This window comes from Rhodococcus gannanensis (assembly GCF_042681175.1).
In the GTDB taxonomy this organism is placed as follows: Bacteria; Actinomycetota; Actinomycetes; order Mycobacteriales; family Mycobacteriaceae; genus Rhodococcus_G; species Rhodococcus_G gannanensis.
This window is the reverse complement of the sequence record NZ_JBHUFB010000009.1, coordinates 250,546-277,464: the sequence shown is the minus strand read 5'-3', so window position 1 is coordinate 277,464 and position 26,919 is coordinate 250,546. Positions and strand designations below refer to the sequence as shown.

The 26,919-nt window shown below is 67.0% G+C and carries 26 protein-coding genes; 22 read left to right on the top strand and 4 right to left on the bottom strand.

Annotation, left to right across the window (positions count from 1 at the left end):
* Positions 1 to 88 precede the first annotated feature (88 nt).
* The 21 genes from ACFSJG_RS08055 to ACFSJG_RS07955 all read left to right on the top strand — a co-directional run bounded on the left by ACFSJG_RS08055 (position 89) and on the right by ACFSJG_RS07955 (position 20,689).
* On the top strand, positions 89 to 1,348 hold the full coding sequence (locus ACFSJG_RS08055; RefSeq protein ID WP_378484681.1) for a hypothetical protein: 1,260 nt from the start codon (positions 89 to 91) through the stop codon (positions 1,346 to 1,348).
* 305 nt (positions 1,349 to 1,653) lie between these two features.
* On the top strand, positions 1,654 to 3,012 hold the full coding sequence (locus ACFSJG_RS08050; protein WP_378484680.1) for an MFS transporter: 1,359 nt from the start codon (positions 1,654 to 1,656) through the stop codon (positions 3,010 to 3,012).
* Positions 3,013 to 3,222: 210 nt separating this feature from the next.
* The gene (locus ACFSJG_RS08045) at positions 3,223 to 3,396 is read left to right on the top strand and encodes a hypothetical protein (protein ID WP_378484679.1); all 174 of its coding nucleotides are present in this window, start codon (positions 3,223 to 3,225) and stop codon (positions 3,394 to 3,396) included.
* Positions 3,393 to 4,610: a 3-hydroxyacyl-CoA dehydrogenase family protein gene (locus ACFSJG_RS08040; protein ID WP_378484678.1), complete on the top strand. Its 1,218-nt coding sequence runs from the start codon at positions 3,393 to 3,395 to the stop codon at positions 4,608 to 4,610. Before ACFSJG_RS08045 ends, ACFSJG_RS08040 begins: the two co-directional genes overlap by 4 nt.
* A gap of 40 nt (positions 4,611 to 4,650) precedes the next feature.
* A complete protein-coding gene (locus ACFSJG_RS08035; RefSeq protein ID WP_378484677.1) occupies positions 4,651 to 4,803 on the top strand; it encodes a DUF1059 domain-containing protein in 153 nt (50 codons plus the stop codon).
* A 151-nt stretch (positions 4,804 to 4,954) separates the two neighbouring features.
* Positions 4,955 to 5,824, top strand: coding sequence for a sulfurtransferase (locus tag ACFSJG_RS08030; RefSeq protein ID WP_378484676.1), 870 nt, complete (start codon positions 4,955 to 4,957; stop codon positions 5,822 to 5,824).
* A 333-nt stretch (positions 5,825 to 6,157) separates the two neighbouring features.
* Positions 6,158 to 6,379, top strand: a complete 222-nt coding sequence (locus ACFSJG_RS08025; RefSeq protein ID WP_378484675.1) for a ferredoxin — start codon at positions 6,158 to 6,160, stop codon at positions 6,377 to 6,379.
* Between the two features lie 47 nt (positions 6,380 to 6,426).
* On the top strand, positions 6,427 to 7,665 hold the full coding sequence (locus ACFSJG_RS08020) for a cytochrome P450 (protein ID WP_378484674.1): 1,239 nt from the start codon (positions 6,427 to 6,429) through the stop codon (positions 7,663 to 7,665).
* Positions 7,666 to 7,889: 224 nt separating this feature from the next.
* Positions 7,890 to 8,546 (top strand): TetR/AcrR family transcriptional regulator, encoded by a 657-nt coding sequence (locus tag ACFSJG_RS08015; RefSeq protein WP_378484673.1) that lies wholly within the window; start codon positions 7,890 to 7,892, stop codon positions 8,544 to 8,546.
* A gap of 15 nt (positions 8,547 to 8,561) precedes the next feature.
* A complete protein-coding gene (locus ACFSJG_RS08010) occupies positions 8,562 to 9,203 on the top strand; it encodes a TetR/AcrR family transcriptional regulator (protein WP_378484672.1) in 642 nt (213 codons plus the stop codon).
* A gap of 267 nt (positions 9,204 to 9,470) precedes the next feature.
* Positions 9,471 to 11,117, top strand: coding sequence for an FAD-dependent oxidoreductase (locus tag ACFSJG_RS08005; protein WP_378484671.1), 1,647 nt, complete (start codon positions 9,471 to 9,473; stop codon positions 11,115 to 11,117).
* 213 nt (positions 11,118 to 11,330) lie between these two features.
* Positions 11,331 to 12,326: an ABC transporter ATP-binding protein gene (locus tag ACFSJG_RS08000; RefSeq protein ID WP_378484670.1), complete on the top strand. Its 996-nt coding sequence runs from the start codon at positions 11,331 to 11,333 to the stop codon at positions 12,324 to 12,326.
* Positions 12,323 to 13,183, top strand: a complete 861-nt coding sequence (locus tag ACFSJG_RS07995) for an ABC transporter permease (protein ID WP_378484669.1) — start codon at positions 12,323 to 12,325, stop codon at positions 13,181 to 13,183. Before ACFSJG_RS08000 ends, ACFSJG_RS07995 begins: the two co-directional genes overlap by 4 nt.
* Positions 13,180 to 14,007: an MlaE family ABC transporter permease gene (locus tag ACFSJG_RS07990; protein ID WP_378484668.1), complete on the top strand. Its 828-nt coding sequence runs from the start codon at positions 13,180 to 13,182 to the stop codon at positions 14,005 to 14,007. Before ACFSJG_RS07995 ends, ACFSJG_RS07990 begins: the two co-directional genes overlap by 4 nt.
* Positions 14,008 to 14,011: 4 nt before the next feature.
* Positions 14,012 to 15,094: an MlaD family protein gene (locus ACFSJG_RS07985; RefSeq protein WP_378484667.1), complete on the top strand. Its 1,083-nt coding sequence runs from the start codon at positions 14,012 to 14,014 to the stop codon at positions 15,092 to 15,094.
* Positions 15,091 to 16,095: an MlaD family protein gene (locus ACFSJG_RS07980; RefSeq protein WP_378484666.1), complete on the top strand. Its 1,005-nt coding sequence runs from the start codon at positions 15,091 to 15,093 to the stop codon at positions 16,093 to 16,095. The genes ACFSJG_RS07985 and ACFSJG_RS07980 overlap by 4 nt, the downstream gene beginning before the upstream one ends.
* Positions 16,080 to 17,090, top strand: a complete 1,011-nt coding sequence (locus ACFSJG_RS07975; RefSeq protein WP_378484665.1) for an MlaD family protein — start codon at positions 16,080 to 16,082, stop codon at positions 17,088 to 17,090. The genes ACFSJG_RS07980 and ACFSJG_RS07975 overlap by 16 nt, the downstream gene beginning before the upstream one ends.
* 1 nt (position 17,091) lies before the next feature.
* Positions 17,092 to 18,129 carry an MlaD family protein gene (locus ACFSJG_RS07970; RefSeq protein WP_378484664.1) on the top strand — a complete coding sequence of 346 codons (1,038 nt, stop codon included), beginning with the start codon at positions 17,092 to 17,094 and terminating at the stop codon, positions 18,127 to 18,129.
* Positions 18,126 to 19,112, top strand: coding sequence for an MlaD family protein (locus ACFSJG_RS07965; protein ID WP_378484663.1), 987 nt, complete (start codon positions 18,126 to 18,128; stop codon positions 19,110 to 19,112). The genes ACFSJG_RS07970 and ACFSJG_RS07965 overlap by 4 nt, the downstream gene beginning before the upstream one ends.
* Positions 19,109 to 20,065 (top strand): MlaD family protein, encoded by a 957-nt coding sequence (locus tag ACFSJG_RS07960; RefSeq protein WP_378484662.1) that lies wholly within the window; start codon positions 19,109 to 19,111, stop codon positions 20,063 to 20,065. Before ACFSJG_RS07965 ends, ACFSJG_RS07960 begins: the two co-directional genes overlap by 4 nt.
* Positions 20,066 to 20,098: 33 nt before the next feature.
* A complete protein-coding gene (locus ACFSJG_RS07955) occupies positions 20,099 to 20,689 on the top strand; it encodes a hypothetical protein (protein WP_378484661.1) in 591 nt (196 codons plus the stop codon).
* A 57-nt stretch (positions 20,690 to 20,746) separates the two neighbouring features.
* On the opposite strand, the gene ACFSJG_RS07950 is transcribed toward ACFSJG_RS07955, so the two are convergent.
* Positions 20,747 to 21,937 carry an aromatic ring-hydroxylating oxygenase subunit alpha gene (locus ACFSJG_RS07950; protein ID WP_378484660.1) on the bottom strand — a complete coding sequence of 397 codons (1,191 nt, stop codon included), beginning with the start codon at positions 21,935 to 21,937 and terminating at the stop codon, positions 20,747 to 20,749.
* Positions 21,938 to 21,988: 51 nt separating this feature from the next.
* Positions 21,989 to 23,515, bottom strand: a complete 1,527-nt coding sequence (locus ACFSJG_RS07945) for a class I adenylate-forming enzyme family protein (RefSeq protein ID WP_378484659.1) — start codon at positions 23,513 to 23,515, stop codon at positions 21,989 to 21,991.
* Between the two features lie 130 nt (positions 23,516 to 23,645).
* Here ACFSJG_RS07945 and ACFSJG_RS07940 point away from each other — a divergent pair, with 130 nt between their 5' ends.
* Positions 23,646 to 24,251 (top strand): TetR/AcrR family transcriptional regulator, encoded by a 606-nt coding sequence (locus tag ACFSJG_RS07940; protein WP_378484658.1) that lies wholly within the window; start codon positions 23,646 to 23,648, stop codon positions 24,249 to 24,251.
* A 232-nt stretch (positions 24,252 to 24,483) separates the two neighbouring features.
* On the opposite strand, the gene ACFSJG_RS07935 is transcribed toward ACFSJG_RS07940, so the two are convergent.
* Both ACFSJG_RS07935 and ACFSJG_RS07930 read right to left on the bottom strand, forming a co-directional pair.
* Complete coding sequence (locus tag ACFSJG_RS07935; protein WP_378484657.1) at positions 24,484 to 25,635, bottom strand: acyl-CoA dehydrogenase family protein; 1,152 nt, start codon at positions 25,633 to 25,635, stop codon at positions 24,484 to 24,486.
* Between the two features lie 53 nt (positions 25,636 to 25,688).
* A complete protein-coding gene (locus ACFSJG_RS07930) occupies positions 25,689 to 26,858 on the bottom strand; it encodes an aromatic ring-hydroxylating oxygenase subunit alpha (protein ID WP_378484656.1) in 1,170 nt (389 codons plus the stop codon).
* Between the last annotated feature and the right edge of the window lie 61 nt (positions 26,859 to 26,919).

Sequence of the window (26,919 nt, the reverse complement as noted above, 5' to 3'; positions counted from 1 at the left end):
GATCAAGCTGTGACCTGCGGTTTTCCGGTCCGGTGTCTCGTCGTCGGGTGTACGGTGATCGGGGGCGGGTAACCGGAAGGTGCGCGCGATGGGCGGCCACATTCGGAGCTTGACCACGGTGTTGCTGACAGTCGTCGGCGCGACGTTCGCGTTCGCGCCGCCACAGGCACAGGGGTTCGCGGAGGACATCTGCTACACCCCCGGCGGGGCGCCGCCGCACAATTGCGCGCCACTGCCACCGCCGTGCCCGGCGGACGATCCGAACGGTCCGCTCTGTGGGCTGGAGGCGTTCGTGCGATATGGCTACACGCTCCGTCAGCCGCTCGGCGGTCGCAGCCTCGTGCATTCCGACTCCACCTACATCATCGCGCGCACCGTCGGGTTCTCCGAGCGAGACGCGTACTGGATCGCGGCGTACGACGAGGCGACGGACCTCGGCACCTTCGTGCCGCGTGACGCGAACGGAGCACCGGTACCGGACGCCGCCGCCCTGACCACCGCCGACATCAGCGGACTCGTGCGGACGCACTTCGCGACCGGCGGATTCCTGTTCCACTTCCTGCCGACCATGCGCGGGCCCGGAGACCCGGAGCCCGACGGTCTGCGTCCCGACGTGGACGACCCGGCGCACGAGGTGATGCTCACGCATGTACGGCGCTGGGCGATGGCCGGGCCCGGTAGCGCCGTGCCGCTGTGCACTGGCGGTTTCACGAACCCCTCGGCGTCCGGTGACTACGCCACCGGCGCCGAGTGCTTCGACGATCCCGATCCGACGCAGATCAACGGCACGTACAGCGTGCAGGCGCCGCTCGCCATTCCGTTCACCAACATGACCGGACCGCAGGTGATTTCGGACGGTGTGCTGGCCCCACAGTTCGACTCGTGGGTGGGGGCGGAGTCGTGGAACGCGAGGATCGGCATCTACATCCACGCGCTCGCCGACCGGATCTCGCATCACGCCTGCACCGATGCCGGCACGGTCACGGCGCCATCCGCGGAACGCCCGGACTTTCGCATCGACCTGAACAAGCCCACCTGCGACCAGGGCCCGCACGCCGTCCGCCACGAGTACGAGACCGGGGTGGACGTCACCGGGATCGAGCCGGAGGACCGCACCACCGAAGCCGCATTGTCGATGATCTTCGACGAACTGTCCGAATTCGCCCAGGTGCGTGGTGTTCTCGACGAGTCGGCCATGGCTCCGTCGGAGAAGTCCGCTCTGCTCGGGGACGGGCTGCTGCCTGCCCTTCAGCACCGGAACCCGATCGAGCGCCTGGCCGCCGTCACCGAGGTCGGGTGCAGGTTCGGGGTGTCTGCGTTCCCTGGAAGTCCCGCCTGCGGCGGCTGACCACCCCGCGCCTCTGTCAGGCCGCACCCGCGACCCGTTCGCTGCAACCTGGCGCCCCTGCTCTGTGGGCGCAATGTCACATCGTGCGCACTGGATGCGCCCGATGTGACATTGCGCCGATCCGGGGCCGGACGCCGCAGGGCGTGACATGCGATCCGAATCACGAAATACGTGTTCCATACACGTATTTGATGCTGACTCGGGCGTTCGTGCTCGCGTAGACAAACCTAACAGTTGTCGGTTAACGTGTCGTGCATCACAGGCCGTGCCCGGCTTTCCGTCGGGCTCACACACACGAGGTGTGCATGACCGAGATCCACCCCCCAACCGTCGAATCGGAGCCCGAATCCGCCGGAACGACCTCCCGGAGCCAGTCGAGGCGGGCCAGTCGAGCGGCGTTCGTCGGAACCCTCCTCGAGTACTACGACTTCAGCCTCTACGCCTCTGCCGCGACGGTGGTGTTCGCCAGCGTCTTCTTCTCCGGATCCAGTCCGTTCCTCGGTACCCTCCAGGCCGTCGGCACGTTTGCGGTCGGATTCCTGGTGCGCCCGCTCGGCGGCGTCATCCTCGGCAGCCTCGGAGACCGTATCGGGCGCAAGAAGATTCTCGTACTGACTCTGGTCCTCATGGGCGCCGCCACACTGCTCGTCGGACTGTTGCCGAGCTACGCGCAGATCGGCTGGCTCGCGCCGCTCCTGCTGGTGCTGTTGCGTGTCGTGCAGGGCATCGGCGCCAGCGCCGAGTACGGGGGAGCAACCCTCGTCGCGGTCGAGTTCGCCGAGCAGCGCAAGCGCGGCCTCCTCGGATCGCTCCCCGGCATGGGTGCGGCCCTGGGTGGCGTGCTGGGCACCGGTGCCCTGTTGTTGGTCTCGACGGTGTTGTCGAAGGACGCCTTCCTGGACTGGGGTTGGCGCATTCCCTTCCTGATGAGCGGGCTGATCCTCGCGTACGGGCTCTGGCTGCGGAGGTCGCTTCCGGAGACGCCGGAGTTCCGGCGGATCGAGGATGCCGACGACACGGCGAGCACTCCGGTGCGTGACGTGATCCGGCAGCAACCGCGTGCCCTCGTCACGGTGTTGGGCATGACGGTCGGCCAGACCGGGATCGGCTACTTCTACCTCGTCTTCATGGGCACGTTCGGGGCGAACCAGCTGGGGTTGGACAAGACCCAGATCCTGATCGGTCTCATCGCCGCGCAGGTCGCGAACGCGGCTCTCATCCCCCTGTTCGGCGGACTGTCGGACCGGGTGGGCAGGCGACCGGTCATCATGTTCGGTTTCGCCTACAGCGCGGTCTTCGCGTGGCTCGCGTTCTGGCTGCTGTCGAGCCACGGGTCGCCGACCCTGTTCTGGGTGGTCCTCGCGCTCGGCAACGGCATCGGGGTCGCGGCGATCTTCGGTCCGATGGGCGCCTACGTCACCGAGCTGTTCGACACGAAGCACGCGTATAGCGGGTTGGGTCTCGGTCGCGAGACCGGCAACGCGCTCGGTGCAGCCGTCGTGCCGGTGGTGGCAGTGCCGCTTGCCTTCGACGACACCACGATCTGGCTCAGCCTGCTGCTGTGTGGCATTGCGCTCCTCGGACTCGTCGCGGCGGTCATGTCCCGGGCCCGGGGGGAGTCGGTGCAGGAGCAAACACGCGACGAGGTGACGGTGGCCGCATGATGGCGCGGCCACGTGCGCGGTAGCGCGAGGGTTCCGATCCGGGCGATCGGAACCCTCGTCGTCGTGCGATCAACGGATACCCAGTCGGCCCCGGTGAACTCGCCGGAGCCGCAGACGTTCCGCGGCGAGGCCGACACCCACGGATACGGAAGCCGACGTCGGCGCCGGCCGCCTACGCCGAGCTTCACGATTCTCGAGGAAGGTGAAGTCATGACCACCACAACAGTGGACGATCCGCCATCCGATCTCGTCGTCGACTTCGAGGCGGAGTTCATCGGTGAGTTCGCGCACGAGCGCAAGGCCAGGCGGGCCGCGGTGCGCCCGGGGTCGACGTCGCTGTGGGTCGACGTCGCTGTGGGGCGGCGAAGGACCGGGGCGTCGTGAACGCCGCACCGGAACCTGCCACCGGGACCGGGCGGTTGGAGTGCCTCGGGGGTGAGACCATCGGCGTAGTCGGCGCCGGGATGATGGGCGCTGCACTCGCGTACACGTGCGCACGAGCCGGAGCCGACGTCGTCCTGGTCGGACGGACCGTCGACGGCGCACGCCGAGGTGTCGCATACGCAAGCCACCGCGAAGCCCGAGCCCGGACGACAGACTCGGCCGTGTCACGTGCGTTGCTCGACCGCATCACGCCGACCGATCGCTTGGCGGACCTCGAGCCAGCCTCGCTCGTCGTCGAGGCGGTGCCGGAGAACGTCGTCGTCAAGCAGCAGGTCATGAGGTCGGTGGAGGCTGTCACTCATGAGGGCACCGTGCTCGCGTCCACGACCTCGACCCTGCCGATCACGACCTTGTCATCCGCGCTGACGCGGGCAGAGGCCCTGGTCGGAATGCACTTCTTCTCGCCCGTCGACCGGATGCCGCTGGTGGAGGTGATCGCCGGCGCACGCACATCGGAGGCGGTCTTCACGACAGCGCTCGACTACGCGCGGATGCTGGGAAAGACCCCGATCGTTGTCCGTGACAGTCGGGGCTTCTTCACCAGTCGGGTGATGGAGCGCTACCTCGACGAAGCCCTGACCGCGGTCGGGGAGGGAGTCGATCCGGACGTCGTCGAACGCGCGGCGACCGCCGCCGGGTACCCGGTTCCGCCTCTGCGACTTCTGGACGAGATCTCGTTGACACTCAATCGTGCGGTTCAACGTGAGAACCGGACCGCTGTCGAGGCGGTCGGTGGCACCTGGCAGGGAACGAGCGCGGATCGGGTCCGTGACCGGCTGATCGACGACCACGACCGAGGTGGCCGGTCTGTGGGACGTGGGTTCTACGACTACGACGTCGACGGTTCACGTATCGGGCTCTGGCCCGGCCTCCACGAGGTGTTCGGTACGCGCCGGACGATACAGCTCGACGACATGCGCGACCGGTTGATGTTCGTCCAGGCCGTCGAGGCGCTGCGTTGTCTCGATGAAGGCGTCGTCGGTTCGGACGACGACGCCGACACCGGATCGGTGCTCGGCATTGGCTTTCCAGCGCGCACCGGCGGGGTCGTCTCGTTTGTTCGTTCCTATCCCGGGGGTGCGGATCGGTTTGCCGCTCGTGCCCGCGAACTCGCGGACCGCTATGGGGTCCGTTTCCTCCCTCCGCACAGATGATTTCGAACTCCAACTCTCTCGACCGGAAGGTTGACAGCCAATGCGAATCAAGACGAGGCTCAGCTGCCCCTGTGGCGCAGGGATTACCGGATCCGACGAGGACGACCTGGTCGAGAAGACTCGGTCACACCTCGCCGACGTACATCCGGGAATGAACTACTCGCGCGACGAGATCCTCTTCATCGCGTACTAGCCGTTCAGTGACCGGAACTGTCGCGGCGCCGAGGGTTCCGATCGCAGGGATCGGAACCCTCGCCGCGCTCGGCTCGGGAGATAGCCTTGTCTACGAAGAATAGGTTTTCGATGCGTGGCGGGCCACTGCCGCGCAGGATGGAGCTGTACCCATGCCCACCGTGCCCCTGCTCGTCGACGCCGCTTGGCTCGACTCCCACCGCTCGGATGGGAACATCCGGATCTACGACGTCAGCATCTCGCACGGGAAGGACGATGCGGGGGAGTCGTTCACCACGTCGGGTCGCGAGTCGTACGAGGCCGAGCACATTCCAGGGGCTGCGCACGCTGACGTGTTCGGCGACCTCGCGAACACGGACTCGCCGTATGCCTTCACCAGCCTCGACCACGACACGTTCGCGCAGCGCGCGGGTGCCCTCGGTATCGGCCCGGACACCCATGTCGTTCTGTACGACCAGGGTGGGAACCTGTGGGCGACCCGCCTGTGGTGGAACCTGCGCCTCGAGGGATTCGACCGGGTGTCGGTCCTCGACGGCGGACTGGGTGCGTGGAGGGCCGCGGGCAAGGAGACGGAGAAGGGCGGCGGCAACAGCTACCCGGCCGCCGTCTTCACCGGTGAGCGGCGGCCCGAGCTGCTGGCCACCAAGGAGAGCATCCTCGCGGGGATCGGCAATCCGGACGGCGTCCTGGTGAACTCTCTGGAGCCGCAGACGTTCCGCGGCGAGGTCGACACCTACGGGTACGGCCGCCCGGGACGGATTCCGGACAGTGTCAACGTCTTCTTCGGTGACCTGGTCGCAGAGGACGGCCGGGTCGGTGGCCTCGATCTGGTGCGGCCGCTGTTCGCCGAGGCAGGCGCACTGGACGAGAGCAAGTCGGTGGTGACCTACTGCGGTGGCGGCATTGCCGCGACCTTCCTCGCGTTCCAGCTCGCCCGGCTGGGTCGCGACGACGTCGCCGTCTACGACGGGTCGATGAACGAGTGGGTCTCCGACGAGTCGCTGCCGCTCGAGGTCGGCTGACCCGACGGCGACACCACACGAGTGGGGGCGGACCGCGGCGGTCCGCCCCCATCGCCGTATTCGCGAACAACCAGCAGTTTCACACATTCGAACTCCCCGGGACGAGGTTCATCCCGGGGAGTTCCGTGTCTTCCGAGGTGGGCGCACTGCGAACTGGTGACAAATATCGATTGACGTCAGTTGTCAGTGGATGTAACGTCGGTCACAGGCCGGGGCGGAAGGTCGCATCCCGGTCGGGTTCTTCTCCGGCGCCACTCCCTGTGGCGTTTCGTACAGCGCCGCGAGGCCGTTGCCCGCGTGCGGCCACACACTCCCGTCTCTCAAGGAGCTCGGATGAATCCCAACGGCACATCGGCGGTCCGATTGGCTGTCGACCGCACCGCCTGCGCCGGGCACGGCCTCTGCTACGGAGGCTGGCCCGACGTACTGGACTGCGACGACCAGGGTGATCCCGTGGTCCTGCGCGACCCGCTCGGGACGGAGGCCGAGGTCGAGTCGGCGCGGTCTGCCGCCCTGGCGTGTCCGGAGCGGGCACTCACCGTCGAATCGGTGTGATCTTCCGAAACAGACAGAAATTCAAGGCTTTCGAGGAAGGGAAAGACATGACCACGACAACAGTGGACGATGCGCCATCCGATCTCGTCGTCGACTTCGACATCTACGACCCGGGACTCACGCAGCCGGTCGACACCATCCAGGACCGCGTCGCCGATCTGGCGGGCAAGGGACCGGTCGTGTACTCGACCGCGCACGGTGGACACTGGATCGTCACGCGCTACAAAGAGATTCACGAGGTCCTCCGCGACCCCGAGACCTTCTCGAGCTACCCGAACAACCTCGTCACCGGTCCGGGCGGAATGGGCAAGTTCATCCCGATCGAACTCGACCCACCCGAGCACACCGGGTACCGGCTCGCGCTGCAGCCGCTGTTCTCGCCGAACCGCATGAAGGCGCTCACCGCCCAGATCCGGGACCTCGTGGGCGAGCTGATCGACGGCTTCGCGGCGAAGGGGGAGGCGGAGTTCATCAGCGAGTTCGCGCACGAGCTCCCGACGAGGGTCTTCCTCGCACTGATGGACTGGCCGGTCGAGGACGCGCCGATGTTCACCGAGGCCACGGACATCGTCCTGACCGGGAAACCCGGTGCCAGCGAGGAAGAATCGATGCAGGCGCGCGCCGAAGCCGGCCTGGGTATGCTCACCTACTTCCAGAAGATCGTCGACGAGCGGCGGGCCAACCCGGGTGACGACATCACGTCGACGCTGATCCACACGGAGGTGGAACTCGAGGACGGCACGCGGTTGCTGACCGACGAGGAGCTCAACCGCATGTTCTTCCTGCTCCTGATCGCCGGGTTGCACACCGTGCAGGGGTCCCTGGCCTGGAGCATCATCCACCTGTACAACAACCCTGCCCAGCGTGCGGACCTGATCGAGAACGACGACCTGATCTCGAGTGCGGTCGAGGAGATCCTCCGAATCGAGGCGGCCGTCGTTCCCGGCAGGTGTGCCACGCGGGACGTCGAACTCGGAGGAGTGCACATTCGGAAGGGCGACCAGCTGATTCTCATGCTGTGCTCCGCCAACCGCGACGGCGACGAGTTCGAGGATCCGAACGACCTCGAGCTCGATCGGCACCCGAACCGGCACCTGTCGTTCGGGTCCGGAGCGCACCGCTGCCTCGGGTCGCACCTGGCCCGGATCGAACTGTCGGTCGCACTCGAGGAACTGCATCGCCGGATCCCGGACTACCGCCTGGTCGACGAGGATCCGCCGATCCTGCACGGCAGCCAGGTCCGGGGATGCGTCCGCCTCCCCATTCGGTTCACCCCGGAGGACTGAGGGCCGTCAACCCCCTTCAGGATGCGGGGTCGTCGCGACGAACGGTCGCGTGACTCCACTGCCCGCGGCGTGGCCGAACAGGGGTGCGGTCACGCCGCGAGCGGCCCGGTGGGACTCCGAGAGTCCGCCGTTCCCGGGCGGGGTCATCGCCGAGACCAGGGGCGATGCTTGTTAGGCTCTGCTGGCCGGATGGCGAGTGTGGAATCGGTGGAGTGGAGGGTCGAATGGCGCGCAGGCGCGTCGGCGTCCTGGGGGAAGACGCGGAAGACGCGCGCGCCAAGATTCTCGCTGCCGCCGAGGTCGTGTTCCAGCGCTACGGGGTGGTCAAGGCCACGATGGGTGACATCGCCCAGGAAGTCGGTGTGTCGAGGCCGACGATCTATCGCTACTTCGCGGATCGTGACGCGGTGCTCTCGGCGATCGTGGAGTCCCGATCGCGGCGACTGTTCGGTAAGGCCCGGGCCTACCTGCGACGCCGGCCGACGTTCGGCGAGCAGGTCGTCGACGGTCTGGTGTTCCTCGTGGATCGGGGCCGATCCGATCCGATCATGCGGTTGATCGTCAGCGCGGAGCACATGGACACCGCGACGGCTCTGCTCGGCAGCTCGGGCCTGGCGGCACGCCTGACCACCGAGATGTGGACCCCGCTCATCGACGAGGCCCGGGCTCGGGGTGAGATCCGGTCGGGAACCACGAGCGAGGACATCTGCGACTGGATCACGATGGTGCAATTGATCCTGATGGGACGCAAGGATTTCGGCAGCGGCAACGATCCCGAACATCGTCGTATGCTCACCCGATTCCTGTTGCCCGCCATCGTCGACGGTACGGCGCAGGCCACCGCGGAGACCGCTGTCGGCGTGGCCGACGGCCCGGTCTGAGTCGAGGAGGTGCACATGGCGCGACGACGCGCGACGGGCGTTCTCAGCGCCGACGCGGGCATCGCCCGCGGGCAGATCCTCGCTGCCGCGGAATCGACGTTCCAGCGGTACGGCGTGCTGAAGTCGACGATGGACGACATCGCCCGGGAAGCCGGGGTGTCCAGGCCGACCCTGTATCGGTACTTCAGGGACCGCGACGCACTGGTCACCGCCCTCATCGAGGTGCGGTCGCGGCGGCTGTTCGACGAGACCCGCGAGTTCCTGTGCCGGTACGAGTCGGTCGCCGAGCAACTCGTCGAAGGGCTGCTCCATCTCGTCGATCTCGGCCGCCAGGACCCGCTCATCCGCCTGATCGTCGGTCCGGAACATCTCGGCTGGGGTGCCCCGCTGGCCGGCAGTTCCGAACTCGCCGCCGAACTGACTCACGAGATGTGGTCGCCCGTGATCGACGCCGCCCGGGAGCGCGGGGAGATCCGGCCCGGGGCCACGAACCGCGAGATCACCGACTGGATCGTCCTCGTGGAGCTCATCCTGGTGGGGCGCATGGATTTCGGTGCTGCGAGCGACCCGGACCTCCGAGGATTCCTGACCCGCCTCATGCTGCCCGGGATCGTCGCCGATCGGCCCGCTGGAGACGTCCTTCCTCCGCTGAGCTGACGCCTGTGGGTCGTTCGTTTCACTGCGTGGCGTCCCCACTGCCGCGACGCGTCCGCGATTGCTCCGACCGCACCCTTGCGTGGTGTGGGTCACATGACGTATAACGGATGACAGAACCTGTAAGTTGTAAATCAGCTCGCCGGAGAGCTGCACACGATGAGCGCGTAACACTCACGGCCACCGAGTTTTCCGTGTGCACCCCGACGACCCTCCCGCGTCCTACCGCCAGAGGTGAGGGTGCGAGACAACAGCGACGAGGAGCGACCAATGGCGCACGTGGTGACCCAGCCGTGCTGCAACGATGCGAGTTGTGTCGCGGTATGTCCGGTCGACTGCATTCATCCGACTCCTCAGGAGCGGGTGACGATCCGGACGGAGATGCTCTTCATCGATCCGGGTGCGTGCATCGACTGTGGTGCGTGTGTGGACGAGTGTCCGGTGGATGCGATCGTGCCGCCGGAGGACATCACGTCCGCGACAGAGCCTTTCGTCGAACTGAACGCGGCGTACTTCCGCCTGCCTCGGGCGGAAACGCCGGACGAGGGCGAACCTGAGATCGGAACGCCCCCGCTCGGCACCCTCCGGGTGGCGATCGTGGGTAGCGGACCGTCGGCGTGCTACGCGGCAGAGGCGTTGTGCACGACGAAGGGGCTCGACGTCGAGGTCAGCATCCTCGAGAAGTTGCCTACGCCGGGCGGGTTGGTCCGCTACGGAGTGGCGCCCGACCATACTGCGACGAAGGGGATCTCCACGCTCTTCGCGCGCACGCTGGGGAGGAAGTCCTGCACGGTTCACCTGAACACCGAAGTGGGAGTGCATGTCACGCACGACGAGATCCTGCGCCATCATCACGCGGTGATCTATGCCTCGGGTGCCGAGGGTGACCGGCGGTTGGGCATTCCCGGTGAGAACCTGCCCGGCACGGTGGCTGCGCGTGACTTCGTGCTCTGGTACAACGGCCATCCCGACCACGCCGACAGCACGTTCGACCTGACGGGTGAGTGCGCCGTCGTGGTGGGCAACGGGAACGTGGCACTCGACGTCGCCCGGATCCTGACGAGCGACGTCTCACGGCTGTTCGGCACCGATATTGCCGAACATGCCCTGGAGGCACTGGCCGCCAGCAGGATTCGAAAAGTGGTGGTTCTGGGTCGGCGTGGACCGGAGCATGCGGCGTTCAGCACCGCGGAGTTGCTCGGGCTCGGGCACCTTCCCGGGGTGGACGTGACGGCGTCGCACGCGTTCGATCCGGCGGCTGCAGTCGTCGACGAGTTGACGCGTTTCCGCGCCGCGATCCTCGATCGGTATCGCAACGCCAGGCCGGTACCGGGCAACCGGCAGATCCATCTGCAGTTCTTCCGGTCGCCGACCGAGGTGATCGGTGCGGCGGCGACGGCGGGCCTACGGATCGAGGCCACCGGGCCGGCGCTCGATGGAGACCCGAGGGTCGAGGATCTGACCGCGGGGCTCGTGCTCCGCTCGGTCGGGTTCCGGGGGCGTCCTGTGCAGGGTGTTCCGTTCGACGACGAACTCGGTGTGCTGCCGAACCGTCGCGGCGCCGTCCACGATCCCGAGACGGGCACGCCTGTTCGGGGTGTCTACACGGCCGGGTGGCTCAAGCGTGGTCCGACCGGCGTGATCGGCTCGAACCGGCAGTGTTCGGAAGAGACTGTGGCAGAGCTTGTTGCGGACTTCGCCGGGGGACGTTTCGGCGTCGTTGAGCAGGATCCGTCTGCGTTCGGTCGACTGCTCGCCGATCGGCACGCCGATCGTGTCGATCTGGCGGGGTGGAAACGGTTGGACGCGCATGAGCGTAAGGCCGGTCGGGCTGTGGGGCGTTCGCGGGTGAAGGTTGTGGGTCGTGTGGGCATGGTCGACGTCGCGTTGGGACGTCAGGTGTCGAAAGCGGTGTGAACACGTCACCGGCCGTGGCGGGCCAGTGAGTAGCCCGCGGCTCGACAGAGTCGCGGAGGAGGACGTACAGGGACCGTCGTGGTCGGGGCACGGCGGGCCAATCGAAACACACGTGACGAGCGAGAGCGTGACCGGTGGATTCGGTTCGGGCTGCGATCGGCAGCTGCGGGCGGCGGAGCCGTGCACGTGATCGCGCGGTGGAAGGGAACCGGGGTGGGCATCGAAGTGTCGGTCAGGAATCTGACCAAGTCGTTTGGTTCGCACCAAATTTGGCGGGATGTGTCGCTGACCTTGCCGGCGGGTGAGGTGAGTGCACTGCTCGGCCCGTCGGGAACGGGCAAGTCGGTGTTCCTCAAGTCGCTGATCGGGCTGCTCCGCCCGGACGAAGGCGAGATCGTCGTCGACGGCGTGGACATCATGCGGTGTTCGGCGAGGGAGCTGTACGAGATCCGAACCCTGTTCGGGGTCCTCTTCCAGGACGGGGCGCTGTTCGGGTCGATGAATCTTTTCGACAACGTGGCGTTTCCGCTGCGGGAGCACACCCGCAAGCCCGAGTCGGAGATCTCGCGGATCGTGATGGAGAAACTCGAACTGGTCGGCCTCGTCGGTGCCGAGGGCAAGCTGCCCGGCGAGATCTCCGGCGGCATGCGCAAGCGGGCGGGACTCGCCCGTGCACTCGTGCTCGAACCACAGATCATCCTCGTCGACGAACCCGACTCGGGACTCGACCCGGTTCGCACCACGTACATCTCGCAGACCCTCATCGACATCAACACCGAGATCGACGCCACGATCCTGATCGTCTCGCACAACATCAATCTCGCCCGGACGGTCCCGGACAACATCGGCATGCTCTTCCGGAGGGAACTGGTGATGTTCGGCCCCCGCGAGGTGCTCCTCAGCTCGGACGAGCCGGTGATCCGGCAGTTCCTCGGCGGAGCGATGATCGGTCCGATCGGCATGTCCGAGGAGAAGGATGAGGCGCAGATGGCGCATGAGCAGGCGCTCGTCGACGCGGGCCACCACGCCGGCGGCGTCGAGGGCCTCGTCGGCATCGCGCCGCAGATGCGCCCCACGCCGGGACTCCCGGAGCGGCGGGCCGTGGCACGCAGGCGGGAGCGGGTCCGCCGGATGCTCCCGACGTTGCCGCCGGAGGCACGTGATGCCATCGCCGACGATCTCGACGCCGCCCGGGTGATGGCGCGATGAGCGCCCCGACCGCGGTGCCGGAAGCGGTGGAGCGGTCCGCGCGGGCTCGGTTCGCCCAGCTCGCCGGATACCTGCGCGACAAGCCCAGCCGGAGCCTCGCCACGATCGGCAGGTCCGCGCGTCTCGGTGGCAACGTCCTGCGATTCTGCGTCACCGACACGCTGTCCGGTCGACTGGCATTGCGTGAGGTTGTCGAGCAGATGTGGAAACTGCTGAAGGTGACGGCGCTGCCCGCGCTGCTCATGGCTGTCCCGATCGGCGCCGAGGTGTCGGTGCAGGTCGGCGGAATCATGAACCAGGTCGGTGCGAACTCCCTGGCCGGTGCCGCGAGCGGCCTCGGCGTCGTCGGGCAGGGAGCTCCGATGGCGGCCGGGTTGCTCATGAGCGGGGCGGCGGCGTCCGCGATCGCATCCGATCTCGGGGCGCGCGCGATCCGCGAGGAGATCGAGGCCATCCGGGTGATGGGCATCGACCCGGTCCAGCGCCTCGTCGTGCCCCGCTTCATCGCCATGATCGCGATCGCGCCGATGCTGTGCATCATCATCATCGCCGCGGGTGTTGCTGCGGGCCTGCTGATCTCCGCGAACGTCAACGACGTCGTACCCGGCAGCTTCTGGCAGTCGTTCGGCGCATTCGCCACGCCGACGGACCTCGCCTTCTCCGTGGTGAAGTCGCTGCTCTTCGCCGCCACGGTGGTCGTCATCGCGAGCCTGCGCGGCCTGGAGGCGAAGGGCGGCCCCACCGGCGTGGCTAACGCGGTCAACGCCTCGGTCGTCCTCAGCGTCTTCTGCATCTTCGCGACGAATCTCCTCGTCAGCCAGCTGCAGCTGATGTTCTTCCCGGCGAGGCTGGCATGAGTGCCGTGACCGCGGTCGCCGACGCGGGCCGCCGCGGTGTGGAGGAGATCGGGCAGATCGCCGTTTTCATCGGCAGGACGATCTGGCTACTGCCCAGAACGATTCGGCACTACCGCAAGCAGACCGTGACGACGATGAACAACATGGCCTGGGGGAACGGATCCCTGGTGGTCGACGGCGGCGTCATCAGCCTGATGTTCTTCCTCGGCATCGCGGTGGGTGCCGTCGTCGCGATCCAGGCGTTCATGGCCTTCGACCTGCTCGGATTCGGTGCACTGACGGGAATCATCGGCTCGTTCGGCAACGTCCGGGTGATCGCGCCGATCATCACCGGCATCGGGTTCGCCGCCCAGGCCGGGTGCCGGATGACCGCCGAGATCGGCGCGATGCGCATCTCGGAGGAGATCGACGCCACCGAGTCGATCGGTCTGCAGGCGATTCCCTTCGTGGTGGGGACCCGACTCGTCGGCAGCATGCTGGTGGTTCTGCCCGGGTACCTGATGGCATTGGTCGTCAGCTTCGTCACCGGCGGCATCGTGGTGAAGACGTTCCACGACCAGCCGGCCGGAACGTACGACCACTACTTCGGCCAGTTCCTCAGCGTCGGGGATCTTCTCGCGTCGGTGACGAAGGTGCTCGTCTTCTGCGCGGTCGTGACGCTGATCCACTGCTACTACGGCTACTTCGCGTCCGGAGGCCCGGCCGGTGTCGGGTCGGCGTCCGGACGCGCGATCCGTGCGAGCCTCGTCGCGATCGTCGTTCTCAATTTCGTGATGACCGTGGCCATCTGGGGTCTGAGCCCCGAACTGGTCTTCAAGGGGTGACGGAATGAGTGTGTCCAGGAATCAGGACTTCATCCGGGGTTCGGCGCGCCACCAGTCGCGGCTGCTCGCCGTCACCGGGATCGGTGTGGTCACCGCCCTGTGCGCGGGCGCCGTGGCCGTGGTGTCCCTGTACCCGCGGTGGAGCGAACCGGAGGGCGTGGCAGTGGGGATCGAGGTGCCGTACGTCGGACCTGGAGTGGCAGAAGGAACCAAGGTGGTCCTCCGCGGCCGGTCCGTCGGGCAGGTGGCGGAGCTGGATCGCACCGAGTCGGGCGCGGTCCGCATGAAGCTGGTGCTCGACGAGAGCCAGATCGCCGGACTGACAGACGATTTCGAACTGGACTACCGGCCGGAGAACTACTTCGGTACGTCCGCGGTCAATCTCGTGGCGATGCCCACCGGCGCACCACTGCGATCCGGGACGGAGCGGTCCCTCGTGCCGCGGGGCGACTACACGATGTCGACGATGATCGAGCGCGGGTCGGGCACGATCGACGGCACCCTGACCGGCGGAATGATCGAATCGCTCGACAAGTCCGTGCACTATCTGGACAGCGTGACACCGTGGATCGACACGGGAGTGCTCGTGGCCGATCGGGTGGCGCGGACCCAGCAGGCGCTGCCGTCGGACCTGCTCGCACGGTTCGACGACCTCCTCGAGGTGGCACCCGAGTTCGTCGACCAGGCGGTGCTTGCCCTGATGAACATCTACGACAGCGAGTCCTACAACAGGCTGCCCGACGGATCCGTCGGCGTCGACGATGCCGTGTTCGACGAGTCCGACGCCGGTCTGGCGTTGGCGGGGAACCAGTTGTTCGGGCAGGCGGGTGCCCTGCTGGCGTCGCACGGTGCGGAGCTGACCCCGCTGATCGACTCCGCCACGACCGCCGTGGATCTGTTCCCGCACCTGAGCGGCGGGGGAATGACCCCCGAGTCCGCCCGCGACCTCGCCCGTCGTCTCGACTCGGCCTTCGTGGACGGTCCGAACGGGCAGCGACTGCGGTTGCGGATCGTTCTCGACGACCTGCCTGCCCTCGCCGCTCCTCTGGGGCTGGCACCGGCGGCGCAGCCGGGAGGAGAGCGGTGAGCACGCGCGCCGCACTGCTGGCGACGGTCGTCAAACTCGTCGTCGCCGTAGTGGTCTCGATCCTGCTGTTCGTTCTGGTCCTCGCCGCGATGCGCAGCCCCGTGTCCGGGGAGACACACAGCTACACGGCGGAATTCTCCGACGTGTCGGGGCTGGGTTCCAACGGCGACATCCGGACGCGGGGCGTGCGGATCGGCAAGGTCGAGTCCATCGACCTGGTGAACCGCGACGGCGCGACCGTCGCCGAGGTGCGATTCACCATGGAGCGTGCGTACCAGCTCTCGGCGACCACCGTGCTGTCGGTCAAGTACCAGAACCTCACCGGCGTCCGCTACGTCGACGCCGACTTCGGAACCGGCGGCGGCGACCCGGTCGAACGACTGGGGCTCGAGAACACCCGGCCCTCCTTCGACATCACGGACCTCTTCAACGGCCTGCAGCCCGTCCTCGCGACGATGAGCACAGACGAGATCAACCGGTTCTCGGAGAACGCCCTCGCCGTGCTCCAGGGCGACGGCAGTGGGCTCGAACCGATGCTGGACGACACCCAGAAGCTCGCGGAACTCGCATCGGACCGGGAACAGGTGATTTCGACCCTCACCGACAACCTCGCACGCATCGCCGACTCGATGGGCGGCAGGTCACAGGGTGTCGTCGAGTTCATGCGGTCCGTCAGCCATCCCATCGCCAGCGCGATGACGGTGCTGGACGAGTTCGCGAAGACCGCCTCCTACGGTCCGTACTTCCTCACGCCGATCAAGCGGCTGCTCGACGCGTACGGGATCGGGCCGGGTTTCGACGTGGAAGGTGCTGTGAAAAAAGCATTCTCGTCGATCGACGAGGCTGCGAGGGCATTCCGTCTGCTGCCCGCGTCGGTGGCGGGAATCCAGATCCCGACATCGGCCGGTGCCGGCGGATGTGCGCACGGGGTCGCGCAACTACCCACCGCGGTCGACGTCCTGCTGAACGGAAGCGAGGTGGTCGTGTGCAACGCACGGTGAACCGGCGGAAACGCCTGCGCGGTGTGCTCTCCTGGTGGGACGACGATCGTCGGATCGGTGCCGCCGCCGCGACCGTCGTCGTGATCGCTCTGGTGGCCACCGCGATGCTGTACGCGAATCCGCCGGGCCGCAAGAAGGTGTCGTTCGAGACCACCGACGTCTCCGCGATCTCCGTCGGCCAGGACGTGCGGGTCGCCGGTGTCAGCGTCGGATCCGTGTCCGACATGCACCTCGCGGCCGAGACCGTCCGCGTGACCCTGGACGTCGAGAAGGACGTCGAGGTCGGGACTGAGTCGCGGGTAGACGTCCGGATGCTCACCCCGGTCGGGGGTTACGCGATCACCCTTGTCCCGATGGGCGCCGAGCCGATCGGGGACCGGCCCCTCCCGGCCGCCCAGGTCACCGTTCCGTACTCCATCGGGGACGTCCTCCAGGCGGCGCCGACGGTGACGGAGGAGGTGGACGCCGCGGACATCGACGCGAACCTGCACCAGGTCGCGGATGCGCTGCGGTCCAATCCGGACTCGATCGGATCGATGATCTCGGGCATGACCTCGCTCGCACGGGTGATGAACCGACAACGCGAGCAGGTGCGGACGATCACCGCGCTGGCATCGGAGTACCTGACCGGATTCAACACCGACCGCGACATGATCTTCCACACCATCCGGGAGATGGACCTCGTGCTGTCGACCTACAACACCAACCACGCCGGATTCAACGAGGCGTACCGACTGCTGGGGGACATCCTCATGACCGTTGCACCCTTCGAGGAGTACTACCTGAACCACAGCGACGAACTCGCGAGCCGGATCGCCGAGGCGCGGACCACGATCGAGGACTTCAACACCACGATGGGCCCCGCGATCGACGCGCTGACCGCGGCCCGCGAGGACCTCGCGGCGTGGCTCACCCCGGAGGGAATCGCGGAAGTCGGTGGGGGGCGCCTGATGGCCTCCGACATCTGCCTCCCGGTCCCGGGACGGGAGTGCTGAGATGGCAGTCGTTCGACGCCGTGTGGTGGCGACCGCGATGACGGTCTCCATGCTCTGCGCCACCGGAGGGGGTGCCGTCGCACACGCGGACGCGCCGCCCGGCCCCGGCAAGGGCGCGACCTATTGCGCCGAGATGCCGGACTCGGTGGGCCTCTACACCGGGAACCCCGTCACACAGATGGGATTCGAGGTCGGCACGGTGGATTCGATCGTGGAACGTGGCGATCGGGTCGAGGTCACTTTCACCACCAGCGTGGACCGTGCATTCCCCGCCGACGTCCAGGCGGTGACCCGGTCGAAGTCGATCCTCGCGGATCGGAGCCTCGAACTCGTCGGAAACCTGGCGTCGGGACCGGCGCTCGAACCGGGCACCTGTATTCCACTGCAGCACAGTCACACACCACGAACCATATCCGAGATCGTCGGCTCGGCAGCCGACTTCCTCGGGGAGCTCTCTCCGGAGGGCAGCGAAGCCACAGTCGCGGGTGCGGTGGCCGGCCTGGCCGAGGCGTTGCGGGGTGAAGGTGACAACGCACGCGACCTGGTGGAGAACGCCGCCGCCGCGATGGAGGATCCGGACCGGATGGTGGCCGACCTCGGAACCGCGGTCTCGGCGATGGCGCCGTTGACCGAGCAGACGCTCGCCGACTGGGGCGCGATCACCTCCCTCGCCACACAACTCCCCGACATCGCCACCGCCGGAATCGATCTGTTCCCCGGCACGATCGACGTCTGTGTCGGCATCGGATGGCTCGTCGCCACGTTGTACGACGTGCAGACCCGCTACGGAGGCGAGATCTGGCCGTTCGTGCACGGGCCGGTCACGCAGGCAGTCGCGCTCGCAGCCGGGCGTGCCGGTGACCTCTCGGGGCTCGTCGGCGTGGTGCCGTCGCTCGCGGCCGTCCTCCGGCAGCAGTCGGCGGACCCGGGCGGGCTGGTGGTCCGCTTCACTCCACCAAGCGTCACGCTCGGCGACGGCACGGCGATCGATCCGGCGAACCTGCTGGGCGACGCCTTGACGAAGGGACCGCACCTGTGACCGCCACACTCATCCGTGGGGTGCTGTCGACGGCGGCCCTGCTGCTCGTCCTCACGACATCGGCGTGCTCCCTGCGTCCCGAGGACCTGCCGTCGGTCCGTGGCGGACTCGGAGCGTCTTACGAGATCACGATCGAGTTCGAGAGCGCGATGAACCTGCCCTCGGGCGCGGACGTGATCCTGGACGGGATCCGGGTGGGCGAGGTTCGGGACATCGAAGTCGAGGCCGGCAGCGTCGCCGTGGTCGCGGTGGTCGCGGAGGACACCCGGATCCCGTCCGACATCCGGGCGATCGTGCGGCAGAACACCCTTCTGGGTGACACCTATGTCGCGCTCGTCCGCGAGCCGGACAGCCGGGTCACTGGGTTCCTCGACGAGGGCGGCACCGTACCGCTGGCGCGTACGACCTCGCCACCGCAACTGGAGGACACGATGGCGGTGCTGGCAACCTTCGTGAACGGCGGCAGCATCCAGCGGGTCCAGGACGTCATGGCGGAGGTGAACACCGTGATGCCGCCGGTACCGGAGATCCGGAATCTCGCCGCCGTGGTGTCAACCGACCTGCGCGATCTGGCGGGCCGGACCGCCGAGATCGACCGGCTGCTCGGCGGGATGAACGCGACCGCGGAATCGGTGAATGCCAACGGTGCCTCCCTGGCGACCCTGTTCGATGCGTCGACGGTGCACTACTGGCGCCGCCTGGCGACCTCCGTGGTGTCCCACATCGGCCAGATCCTGCCGTCGGTCGGCAGCCTCTACAACGGCGGGCTGTGGCTGGTACCGATGTTCGAATCGCTCGCCGACACCACCGACATCTCACTGAGCGACACGTCCGCGGCCGCGCAGTTGTCGGAACTCCTCCGGACAACGGTGATTCCGTTCGCCAATCATCCGGAAGTCGACATCGTGGGGGTGGAGTCCGCGAGCGGCGAGACACTCGCCGACACCGAGAACGTGCTGCGTGTGCTGGGAGCCGTCCGATGACGAGAAAGACGATCCTCTCGACGGTCGGAATGGCGGCCATCGCCGTGGTGTCGTTCGCGTACATGTTCCACGCCGGCCTGCGGACCGGGATCGCGGAGGACGTGAAAACCGCGTCGGTCCAGATTCCGGACACCAACGGTCTCGTGGTGGGAGCACGGGTGCTGTTGCGCGGAGTAGAGATCGGTGAGATCACCGGCATCGTCGCGTCGGCCGAGTCCGTGGACGTCGCGTGGAAGTACGACCGGGGGCATCCCGTCCCGGTGGACAGCACCTTCCGGGTGGACAACCTCTCGGCGCTCGGAGAGCCGGTTCTCGCGGTGTGGCCGGCCACCGCCGGTGGGCCCTACCTCGCGGACGGTGACGTGGTGTCGCCCGGACGGGTGGTGGTCCCCACGACGTTCGAGGAACTCTCGGAACGTCTGACGAACCTGCTCACCCAGGTGAGCCCCGACCAGGTTCAGGAGATCTTCAGAACGCTGGACGAGGCACTGCCCGACGACACCCGGGTGTCCGGGAACATCAGTCGTGCAGGTGAAGTCATGGCCACGACCCTCACCCGGAACGCGGACAGTCTCACCACCGTGTTGCGCACGCTGCAACCGCTGCTGCAGACCAGTCGGCCCATCCCACAGGGAATGGCCGAGGCGACCCCGCATCTGGCTGCGTTCGGTTCCGGATTCCAGGACCTGCTCGCGGGCATCCGATTCGCGGCCGACCGCGGTCCCCTCAACGCGGGTATCGCCAACGGGGCAAGCCCCTTCATCGGCGAGCTCCAGACGTTCCTCGACGCGGCCGCACCCGATCTGGAGACCATCGGGGTGAATCTGCTGCCGGCGGTGACCGCGGCGGCGAACTCCGTCCGCACCGTCGACATCGGACGGCTGATGGACAACATGCTCACCGCAACCGAATCCGGTGATGCCCTGACCTTGCGGCTCACCGCCGAGAACTGACACCACCGACCACGCACGACGAAGGGACAAACCATGACGACGACAGCAGACATCACCCGGGAATCAGTGGACGAGGCAGGCCTTCCGAAGGACCCGCACTCTGGCAGGCGCAGGTACGCAGTCGCAGCGGGCGTCGTGGTCGTCGCCGCGGCGGTGGCCTTCGGTGGCTGGCAACTGTACGAGGCGAAGCACGAGCTGAACGCGATCCGGGCGGACGCCGGTGACCGCGAGCACGCCGAGCAGGTGGCACTCGACTACGCAACCGCCGCCGCACAGATGGACTTCAAGGACCTCGGGACCTGGAAGGACAGGCTCACCGCCGGTACGGCGCCGGAACTCCGGGACCGACTCACCCAGGCCGCCACCTCGATGGAGCAGATCGTCGTGCCGCTGCAGTGGAGTTCGACCGCGCAACCCATCGCGGCCAAGGCGACACCGGGGGAGAACGGCGTGTACACGGTGGACTGCTTCGTCAGCGTCTTCACCTCGAACGCCCAGGCGCCGGAAGGAATCCAGTCCACCGCCACCTACAAGCTGAGCATCGACAGCACAGACGACTGGGTCATCACCGAGATCAGTGGAATCGGACCCGACCCGAGCGGCGGTGACGTCGCTCCGCGGTGAGGACGGGTGGCGTCGACATCCTGTGCGGTTCGGTGTCCTCGGGAGCGCGGCCCCCGGTCAGGCCCCCGGGACCCGTTCGACGAGCCGGCGCACCTCGCGGCGGAAGAGGTGGCTTGCCAGCTCGTTGCGGCCGAGGAGCATCGTCCCGGCGTCGAGGCTCGACTGTGCCCGTTGGGATCCGTCGAGGATCGGGAAGTCCTCGTCGTGCAGGATCGAGATGAGCAGCCCCCAGTTCTTCTTCCAGCGCTTGGTCCAGTGCTCCTCGGTCAGTCCGCTCGCCTCGACGGTGGGCGCCATGATCCGCATCTGCATGATCGACTCGTTCGGGTCCGCGCCCACCGGACGGAACGTGAGCAACTCGATGTGCGTGGCGTGTTTGAGCAGCATCGTGTTCGGGGCGAGGAAGCAGCTCTCGATGGTGTGGTTCTCCATCGATGCATCCCAAGCGATGTCCTGACCGATGAACTGGTCGATGCTCTTACGGCTGGTGAGAAACCAGAAGTGCCGGCCGTAGTCCTCGAGTGCGACCGCGTTGGTGTGCAGCATCTTCCCGGCCGTGTTCGGATGCGCGTACTTGACGTGATAGTTGTCGAGGAATCCGTCCTGCATGATCTTCCAGTTCACCGGCCGGCGATAGGTGTGCGGGTCGACGCTGACGAGTCGGTCGATGCCGAATCCGGCGAGAATGGCGTCCATCTCGGGGCCGAGCCATGCTGCGACGTCGATCGTGCGTTCCGCGTTGTCGATCATCCAGACGAATCCGTGACGTTCCTCGACGGGGAGTTCGACGAGCCCGAACTTCGAACGGTCGAAGTCCCCGAAGGTGTTGTCCAGCGTGACGGTGCGCAACCGGCCGTCGGGGTCGTACGACCACCGGTGGTACGGGCAGGAGAGGATACGGCACTTGCCGGACGGCTCCGTCACCAGCTCGGCGCCACGATGGCGGCAGGCGTTCACGAACGCCTTCACTCCGCCGTCCTTCTGACGGATGACGATCGCCTTGTTCCGCGGGAGTTCGAGCGAGACGAAGTCGTGGCCGGCGGGAAGCTCCGAGCTGTGGGCGACGATGAACGGAACCTCCCCGAAGATACGGTCGCGTTCGAGCACCGCCAGACCCGGATCGTGGTAGTCGGTCGGCTCGAACGGGGCGATGTCGTCCCACTGGTCGGTCACGGATTCACTCAGGTGTGTCAACAGGTTCCGTAGGGCGCGGTCCCGGACAGCCTGGAGGTCGAGTTCGGTGTTCATGACGGAAGATCTCCCATGAGGTCGAGGATGTCTGTGACAGGTGGGCCGCTGCTAGTGTCTGCGTCCGAATCGGCTGTGCTGCCCAGGGATGCTCGTGTACTGGTTTCGGAGCGCCTTCTTGTCGATCTTCATGCTGGAGGTGCGCGGCAGCGGATCGTCGCGGAACACCACGTAGCGCGGGACCTTGTAACTGGAGAGACGTTCACGGCAGTGGTCGACGATCCGCTCGGGCGCAACCGCGTCGCTCGTGCGCAGGAGAACCGCGGGCGTTTCCCCGAATTCGTCGTCGTCGACGCCGATCACCGCCGCTTCCAGTACCTCGGGTAGTTCGAGGATCGCGCGTTCGAGCTCGGCGGCGTAGATGTTCATGCCCCCGGAGATGACGACGTCCTTGGTGCGCCCCACCACCCGAATGGCACCCTCGTCGTCCTTGACGCCGACGTCGCCGGTACGCAGCCAGCCACCGGCGAACGTCTGTTCGGTGAGCTGGGCGTCGTCCCAGTAGCCCTTGGCCACGCCGGGACCCGAGATCCAGATCTCGCCGGATGTCCCGGAGGGACAGGGCGTCCCGTCGACGTCCATGATCTCGACGGAGGTGAGAACGCCGCCGTATCCGACCGATTCGGGCTTGCGGACGGAGAGGTCGACCGTCGGGAAGGTGACCATCGACAGCGACTCGGTCAGCCCGTACGCCTGCCGGAGGCCGACACCTTTGGCTGACCACGCCTCGATGAGACCGAGGGTCACCGGGTTTCCTCCGATGAAGACCACGTCGAGGGAGGACAGGTCCGTGTCCCGGAACGAGGGCAGCGCGGCCATCTGTTCGAAGAAGATCGTGGTTCCCGCCATCGTCGCGATGCGCTCGGACGAGATGAGAGACATCGCCTCCTGCGGATCCCATTTCGGCAGCATGACGATGCTGCCACCGAGCACGAGCGGTGCGAGGAACCCGTTGAGCAGCCCCGCGGCGAACGACATCGAGCTCACGTTCAGGGTGCGTGCACCCATGAGTTCGGGCGCCTGGAGGGACCACTCGAAGAACGCGCCGAGCAGCGATTCGTGGGTGTAGACCACGCCCTTCGGCAGACCCGTGGACCCCGACGTCGCGATGATGCACACCCTGTCCGACGGGTCGCCGGTGAGCGGAGGAAGTGCGACGTCCACGTCGATGTTCGACAGTGTGCCGGCATCCAGGACGTGCGGAGGGTCGGCGATCCCCTTGCCCGCCACCTCGGCGACGTCGCGGTGACCGCCGGCCGCGACGACAACCCGCGGCGTGAGCTTGGCGAACACGTCGCCGAGTTCGAACGGCGTGTGTCGCTCGTTGAGAGGGCACACGACGGCACCGAGGCGGATCGCGCCGAGGGCGGCGATCGCCCAGTCGGCGGACAGGCCGCCGAGAACACCGACCCGGTCGCCGGGTCGCACGCCGGCCGATGCGAGGTGCCGCGCTGCGCGGTCGGTGGCGGTGGCCAGTTCGCTCCGGGTCAGTGAGACATCGGGGGACGTCAGGGCTGGGGCGTCCGGCTGACGAGCCGTCCAGGAATGAATGGCGCGGAGAATCGTGGTGTCACGCATCGACGTGCTCCTCGTCGTGGGTTCGTGGTGAATGCTGCTGGTGGACAGAGGCTTCGGCGTGGTGCTGCTGTGGCGAGCGGTTGGCGGTGCGGACGCGAGTAGCATGTCGCGGGGACCTGGAGGAGGATCTGTGGGACGCAAGCCGGCGATCACCCGGAAGGCGGTGGTGACTGCTGCCGTCGAGATCATCGATCGCGACGGCATGGAGGGGTTCAGCCTCGAACGCGTTGCGAGCGCGCTGGGTGTGCGGGCACCGTCCCTGTACAACCATTTCGCCGACAGGACCGAGATCTTGGCCGAGGTCGCACGCGCGATCGTCCTCGAGACTCCGCGTATCCCGGATCCGGCCCCCGGGCAGTGGAGGGAGTGGCTGATCGCGGAGTCTCTCGAGTTCCGGAACACGCTGCTCCGCCACCCGAACCTGGTTCCGGTGGTGTTCGCCTGGTTCCCCGAGTCGCTGTTGCACAAGCTCTATGCGCAGTACTCGGACCTTCTGGGTGCGCACGGCGTTCCGGCCTCCCACCATCTGTTCCTGCTCGAGGCGGCCCACCGGATGACGGTCGGGTCCGCGGTCTGTACTGCAACCGGTCGTCCGGCGCTGATCGAACTCCCGTCGGGCGGTGCAGCAGAGTCGCGCGAGCGCACCGGGTCGGTGGCGAGAGACGCCGACGAGCTGCTCTTCGTCGACATGCTCAGGGCATTTCTCTCGGGTGTCGATCTCGGAGACCCGGACTGAAGATCGTTCGCCCGGGTCGGCGTTCGGTGCTCCGCCGGTCCGGCGAAGTACGCATACGGTGTGCGACAGCAGATCTCGCGGGTGTCCTGCCTCACGAAAAATAAACTATCGCCATTAGTAAATATGGTCAACCCCCCGTCCGGGATCTCGCACGTGTCACCCCGGCTCCGGACACGACTGTGGGGCGGATCTTTCGATCCGCCCCACAGAGGTGTCGCACGCCGCGCGAACGTCAGGCCTTCATCAGGTCCCGGTGGATGATTTCCTTCATGATCTCGTTGGTGCCGCCGTAGATTCGCTGGATGCGGTGGTCTATGTAGGCCTTGGCGACGGGGTACTCCATCATGTAGCCGTAGCCGCCGTGGTACTGGACGCCGGCGTCGACGACCTGTCCCTGCAACTCGGTGGCCCACAGCTTCGCCTTCGATGCGTCGACGGCGGTCAACGTGCCCTGGTTGTACTCACGGATGCAGCGGTCGATGTAGCTCCGGGAGACCTCGATGGCGGTGCGGAGTTTCGCTAGATCGAATCCCATGCCCTGGAATTCGCCGATCCGCTTGCCGAATGCGGTGCGTTCGCGGACGTAGTCCATCGTCCAGGCGAACACAGCCTCCGCCGAAACCTGTGCGGCGATGCCGATTCCGAGCCGCTCCAGGGGAAGCGACTGCATCAGGTACGCGAAGCCGGCGCCTCGGGCTCCGAGGAGGTTCTCGTGAGGGATCCGGACGTTGTCGAAGAACAGCTCGGCGGTGTCCTGCGCGTGCAGGCCCACCTTGTCGAGCTTGCGGCCGCGCGAGAAACCGGGGGTCCCGTCCTCGACCACGAACAGGCTGAACGCCTTCGAGCCGGCGTCCGGGTCGGTCTTCGCGAAGACGATCACCAGGTCGGCGAGGATGCCGCTGGTGATGAAGGTCTTGGCGCCGTTGAGAACCCACTCGTCGCGGTCCTCGACCGCGGAGGTGGTTACGGCGCGCAGGTCACTTCCCGCGGCGGGCTCGCTCATCGCGATCGCCCCGATCGTCTCGCCGGTCACGAAGCCCGGCAGCCAGCGGCGCTTCTGCTCGTCGTCGGCGTGCCGCAACAGGTAGTTCAGGGCGATGTCGTCGTTGGTGGAGAACCCGGACTGCAGCGCCGACGCGCCGACGCGGGCGATCTCCTCCTGGATCACCACCCGGTACCGGTAATCGGATTCGCCGGGGCCACCGAACTCCTCGGGCACGGTGAGGCCGAGCAGGCCCTGACGGCCCGCGGCGAGCCAGGTCTCGCGGTCGATCAGCCGGTCGGCGTCCCATTTCTCCAGGTTCGGGACGACCTGCTTGTCGACGAACCCCCGGACCGAGTCGCGGAACAGTTCGTGATCCTTCTCGAAGAGATCGCTCTCCACGTGAGCCTCCTACGGACGGGACGCTCCACGGCGTCCCGTCCTGGTGTTCGGTGTCAGTTCTCGCTGACGAGTGTCTGGATTTCGCGGCGGAAGACCTGATTGGCGACCTCGTTCCGGCCGAGGAGCATGTTGCCGGCGTTGGCGCTGGTCATGGCTCGCTGCGAGTCGCGCAGGATCGGGAAGTCCTCGTTGTGCAGGACCGCGACCAGGATCTCGACGTTCTTGTCCCAGATGCGGTTCCAGCGCTCCTCGGTCATTCCGCTGTCCTCGAGGGTCGGGCAGACCAGGCGGATCTCCATGCGGCACTGCTGCGGATCGCTCGGGTGCGGCCGGAAGGTGAGCAGCTGGTAGTGATCGGGCTGGCGCAGCAGGGTGCTGTTGGGTCCGATGAAGTACGTCTCGGTCGTGTGCTCGGCGAGACTGCGGTCGCCGGGATCCTCCTCGATCCACCGGTCGATGGTCTTGCGGAGGTTCATGAACCGGCAGTGGTGACCGAAGTCCTCGAAGGCCATCACGTTGGTGTGGATGTGCTTCGCCGCGGTGTTCGGATGTGCGTACTGGATGTGGTAGCCGTCGAGGAACGCGTCCTGCATCAACTTCCAGTTGACAGGCTCCTCGAACACCTGGACGCGGGTCGTCACCTTCGTGCCCAGATCCTGCGAGGAGAGGATGTCGTCCATGTCGCGGCCGAGCCAGTCGGCGACGTCGATGGTCGCGTTCGCGTCGTCGACGACCCAGATGAACCCGTGCCGCTCCTCGGTGGGCAGCTGGACGAGGTTGCGCTCCGAGCGGTCGGCGTCGCCGAAGGTGTTGTCCCGGGTGATCGTGCGGAGCGTTCCGTCGGTGTCGTACGACCAGCGGTGGTAGGGGCAGGAGAACAGGCGGCAACGGCCCTTCTCCTCCTTCTCCACCATGGCGCCGCGGTGGCGGCACTGGTTCACGAGGGTCTTGACGCTCCCGTCCCGCTGGCGGACGACGATGACGTTGTTGCGCGGCAACTGGAGGGTGAAGAAGTCTCCCGCCCGCGGAATCTCGGAGCCGTGGGCAACGATGGTCGGGACCCGGCCGAAGACGCGGTCCCGTTCGCGCTTCGCGATCTCCGGGTCGGTGAACTCGACGGGCTCGAACCAGGTGAGGTGCTCGAACTCGTCCGTCGTGTCGTTGCGCAGGTGGTCCAGTGCCCGCCGGATGCGTTCTTCGCGGGGTGCTCCGACCTCGGTCATCGGGTTACCTCCATTCTCGTCTGCGTCGTCGGCCGGGTCGCGGGGCGCGCTCGCTCCGGAC

Bases quoted from the DNA above. Each gene is read 5' to 3' on its own strand.
- ACFSJG_RS07995 (WP_378484669.1), top strand. From the start codon at position 12,323: ATGAGCGCCCCGACCGCGGTGCCGGAAGCGGTGGAGCGGTCCGCGCGG.
- ACFSJG_RS07955 (WP_378484661.1), top strand. From the start codon at position 20,099: ATGACGACGACAGCAGACATCACCCGGGAATCAGTGGACGAGGCAGGC.
- ACFSJG_RS08030 (WP_378484676.1), top strand. From the start codon at position 4,955: ATGCCCACCGTGCCCCTGCTCGTCGACGCCGCTTGGCTCGACTCCCAC.
- ACFSJG_RS08015 (WP_378484673.1), top strand. From the start codon at position 7,890: ATGGCGCGCAGGCGCGTCGGCGTCCTGGGGGAAGACGCGGAAGACGCG.
- ACFSJG_RS08025 (WP_378484675.1), top strand. From the start codon at position 6,158: ATGAATCCCAACGGCACATCGGCGGTCCGATTGGCTGTCGACCGCACC.
- ACFSJG_RS08035 (WP_378484677.1), top strand. From the start codon at position 4,651: ATGCGAATCAAGACGAGGCTCAGCTGCCCCTGTGGCGCAGGGATTACC.
- ACFSJG_RS07945 (WP_378484659.1), bottom strand. From the start codon at position 23,515: ATGCGTGACACCACGATTCTCCGCGCCATTCATTCCTGGACGGCTCGT.
- ACFSJG_RS07950 (WP_378484660.1), bottom strand. From the start codon at position 21,937: ATGAACACCGAACTCGACCTCCAGGCTGTCCGGGACCGCGCCCTACGG.
- ACFSJG_RS07985 (WP_378484667.1), top strand. From the start codon at position 14,012: ATGAGTGTGTCCAGGAATCAGGACTTCATCCGGGGTTCGGCGCGCCAC.
- ACFSJG_RS07960 (WP_378484662.1), top strand. From the start codon at position 19,109: ATGACGAGAAAGACGATCCTCTCGACGGTCGGAATGGCGGCCATCGCC.
- ACFSJG_RS08050 (WP_378484680.1), top strand. From the start codon at position 1,654: ATGACCGAGATCCACCCCCCAACCGTCGAATCGGAGCCCGAATCCGCC.
- ACFSJG_RS08020 (WP_378484674.1), top strand. From the start codon at position 6,427: ATGACCACGACAACAGTGGACGATGCGCCATCCGATCTCGTCGTCGAC.
- ACFSJG_RS08045 (WP_378484679.1), top strand. From the start codon at position 3,223: ATGACCACCACAACAGTGGACGATCCGCCATCCGATCTCGTCGTCGAC.
- ACFSJG_RS07990 (WP_378484668.1), top strand. From the start codon at position 13,180: ATGAGTGCCGTGACCGCGGTCGCCGACGCGGGCCGCCGCGGTGTGGAG.
- ACFSJG_RS08055 (WP_378484681.1), top strand. From the start codon at position 89: ATGGGCGGCCACATTCGGAGCTTGACCACGGTGTTGCTGACAGTCGTC.
- ACFSJG_RS08005 (WP_378484671.1), top strand. From the start codon at position 9,471: ATGGCGCACGTGGTGACCCAGCCGTGCTGCAACGATGCGAGTTGTGTC.
- ACFSJG_RS07970 (WP_378484664.1), top strand. From the start codon at position 17,092: ATGGCAGTCGTTCGACGCCGTGTGGTGGCGACCGCGATGACGGTCTCC.
- ACFSJG_RS08010 (WP_378484672.1), top strand. From the start codon at position 8,562: ATGGCGCGACGACGCGCGACGGGCGTTCTCAGCGCCGACGCGGGCATC.
- ACFSJG_RS07930 (WP_378484656.1), bottom strand. From the start codon at position 26,858: ATGACCGAGGTCGGAGCACCCCGCGAAGAACGCATCCGGCGGGCACTG.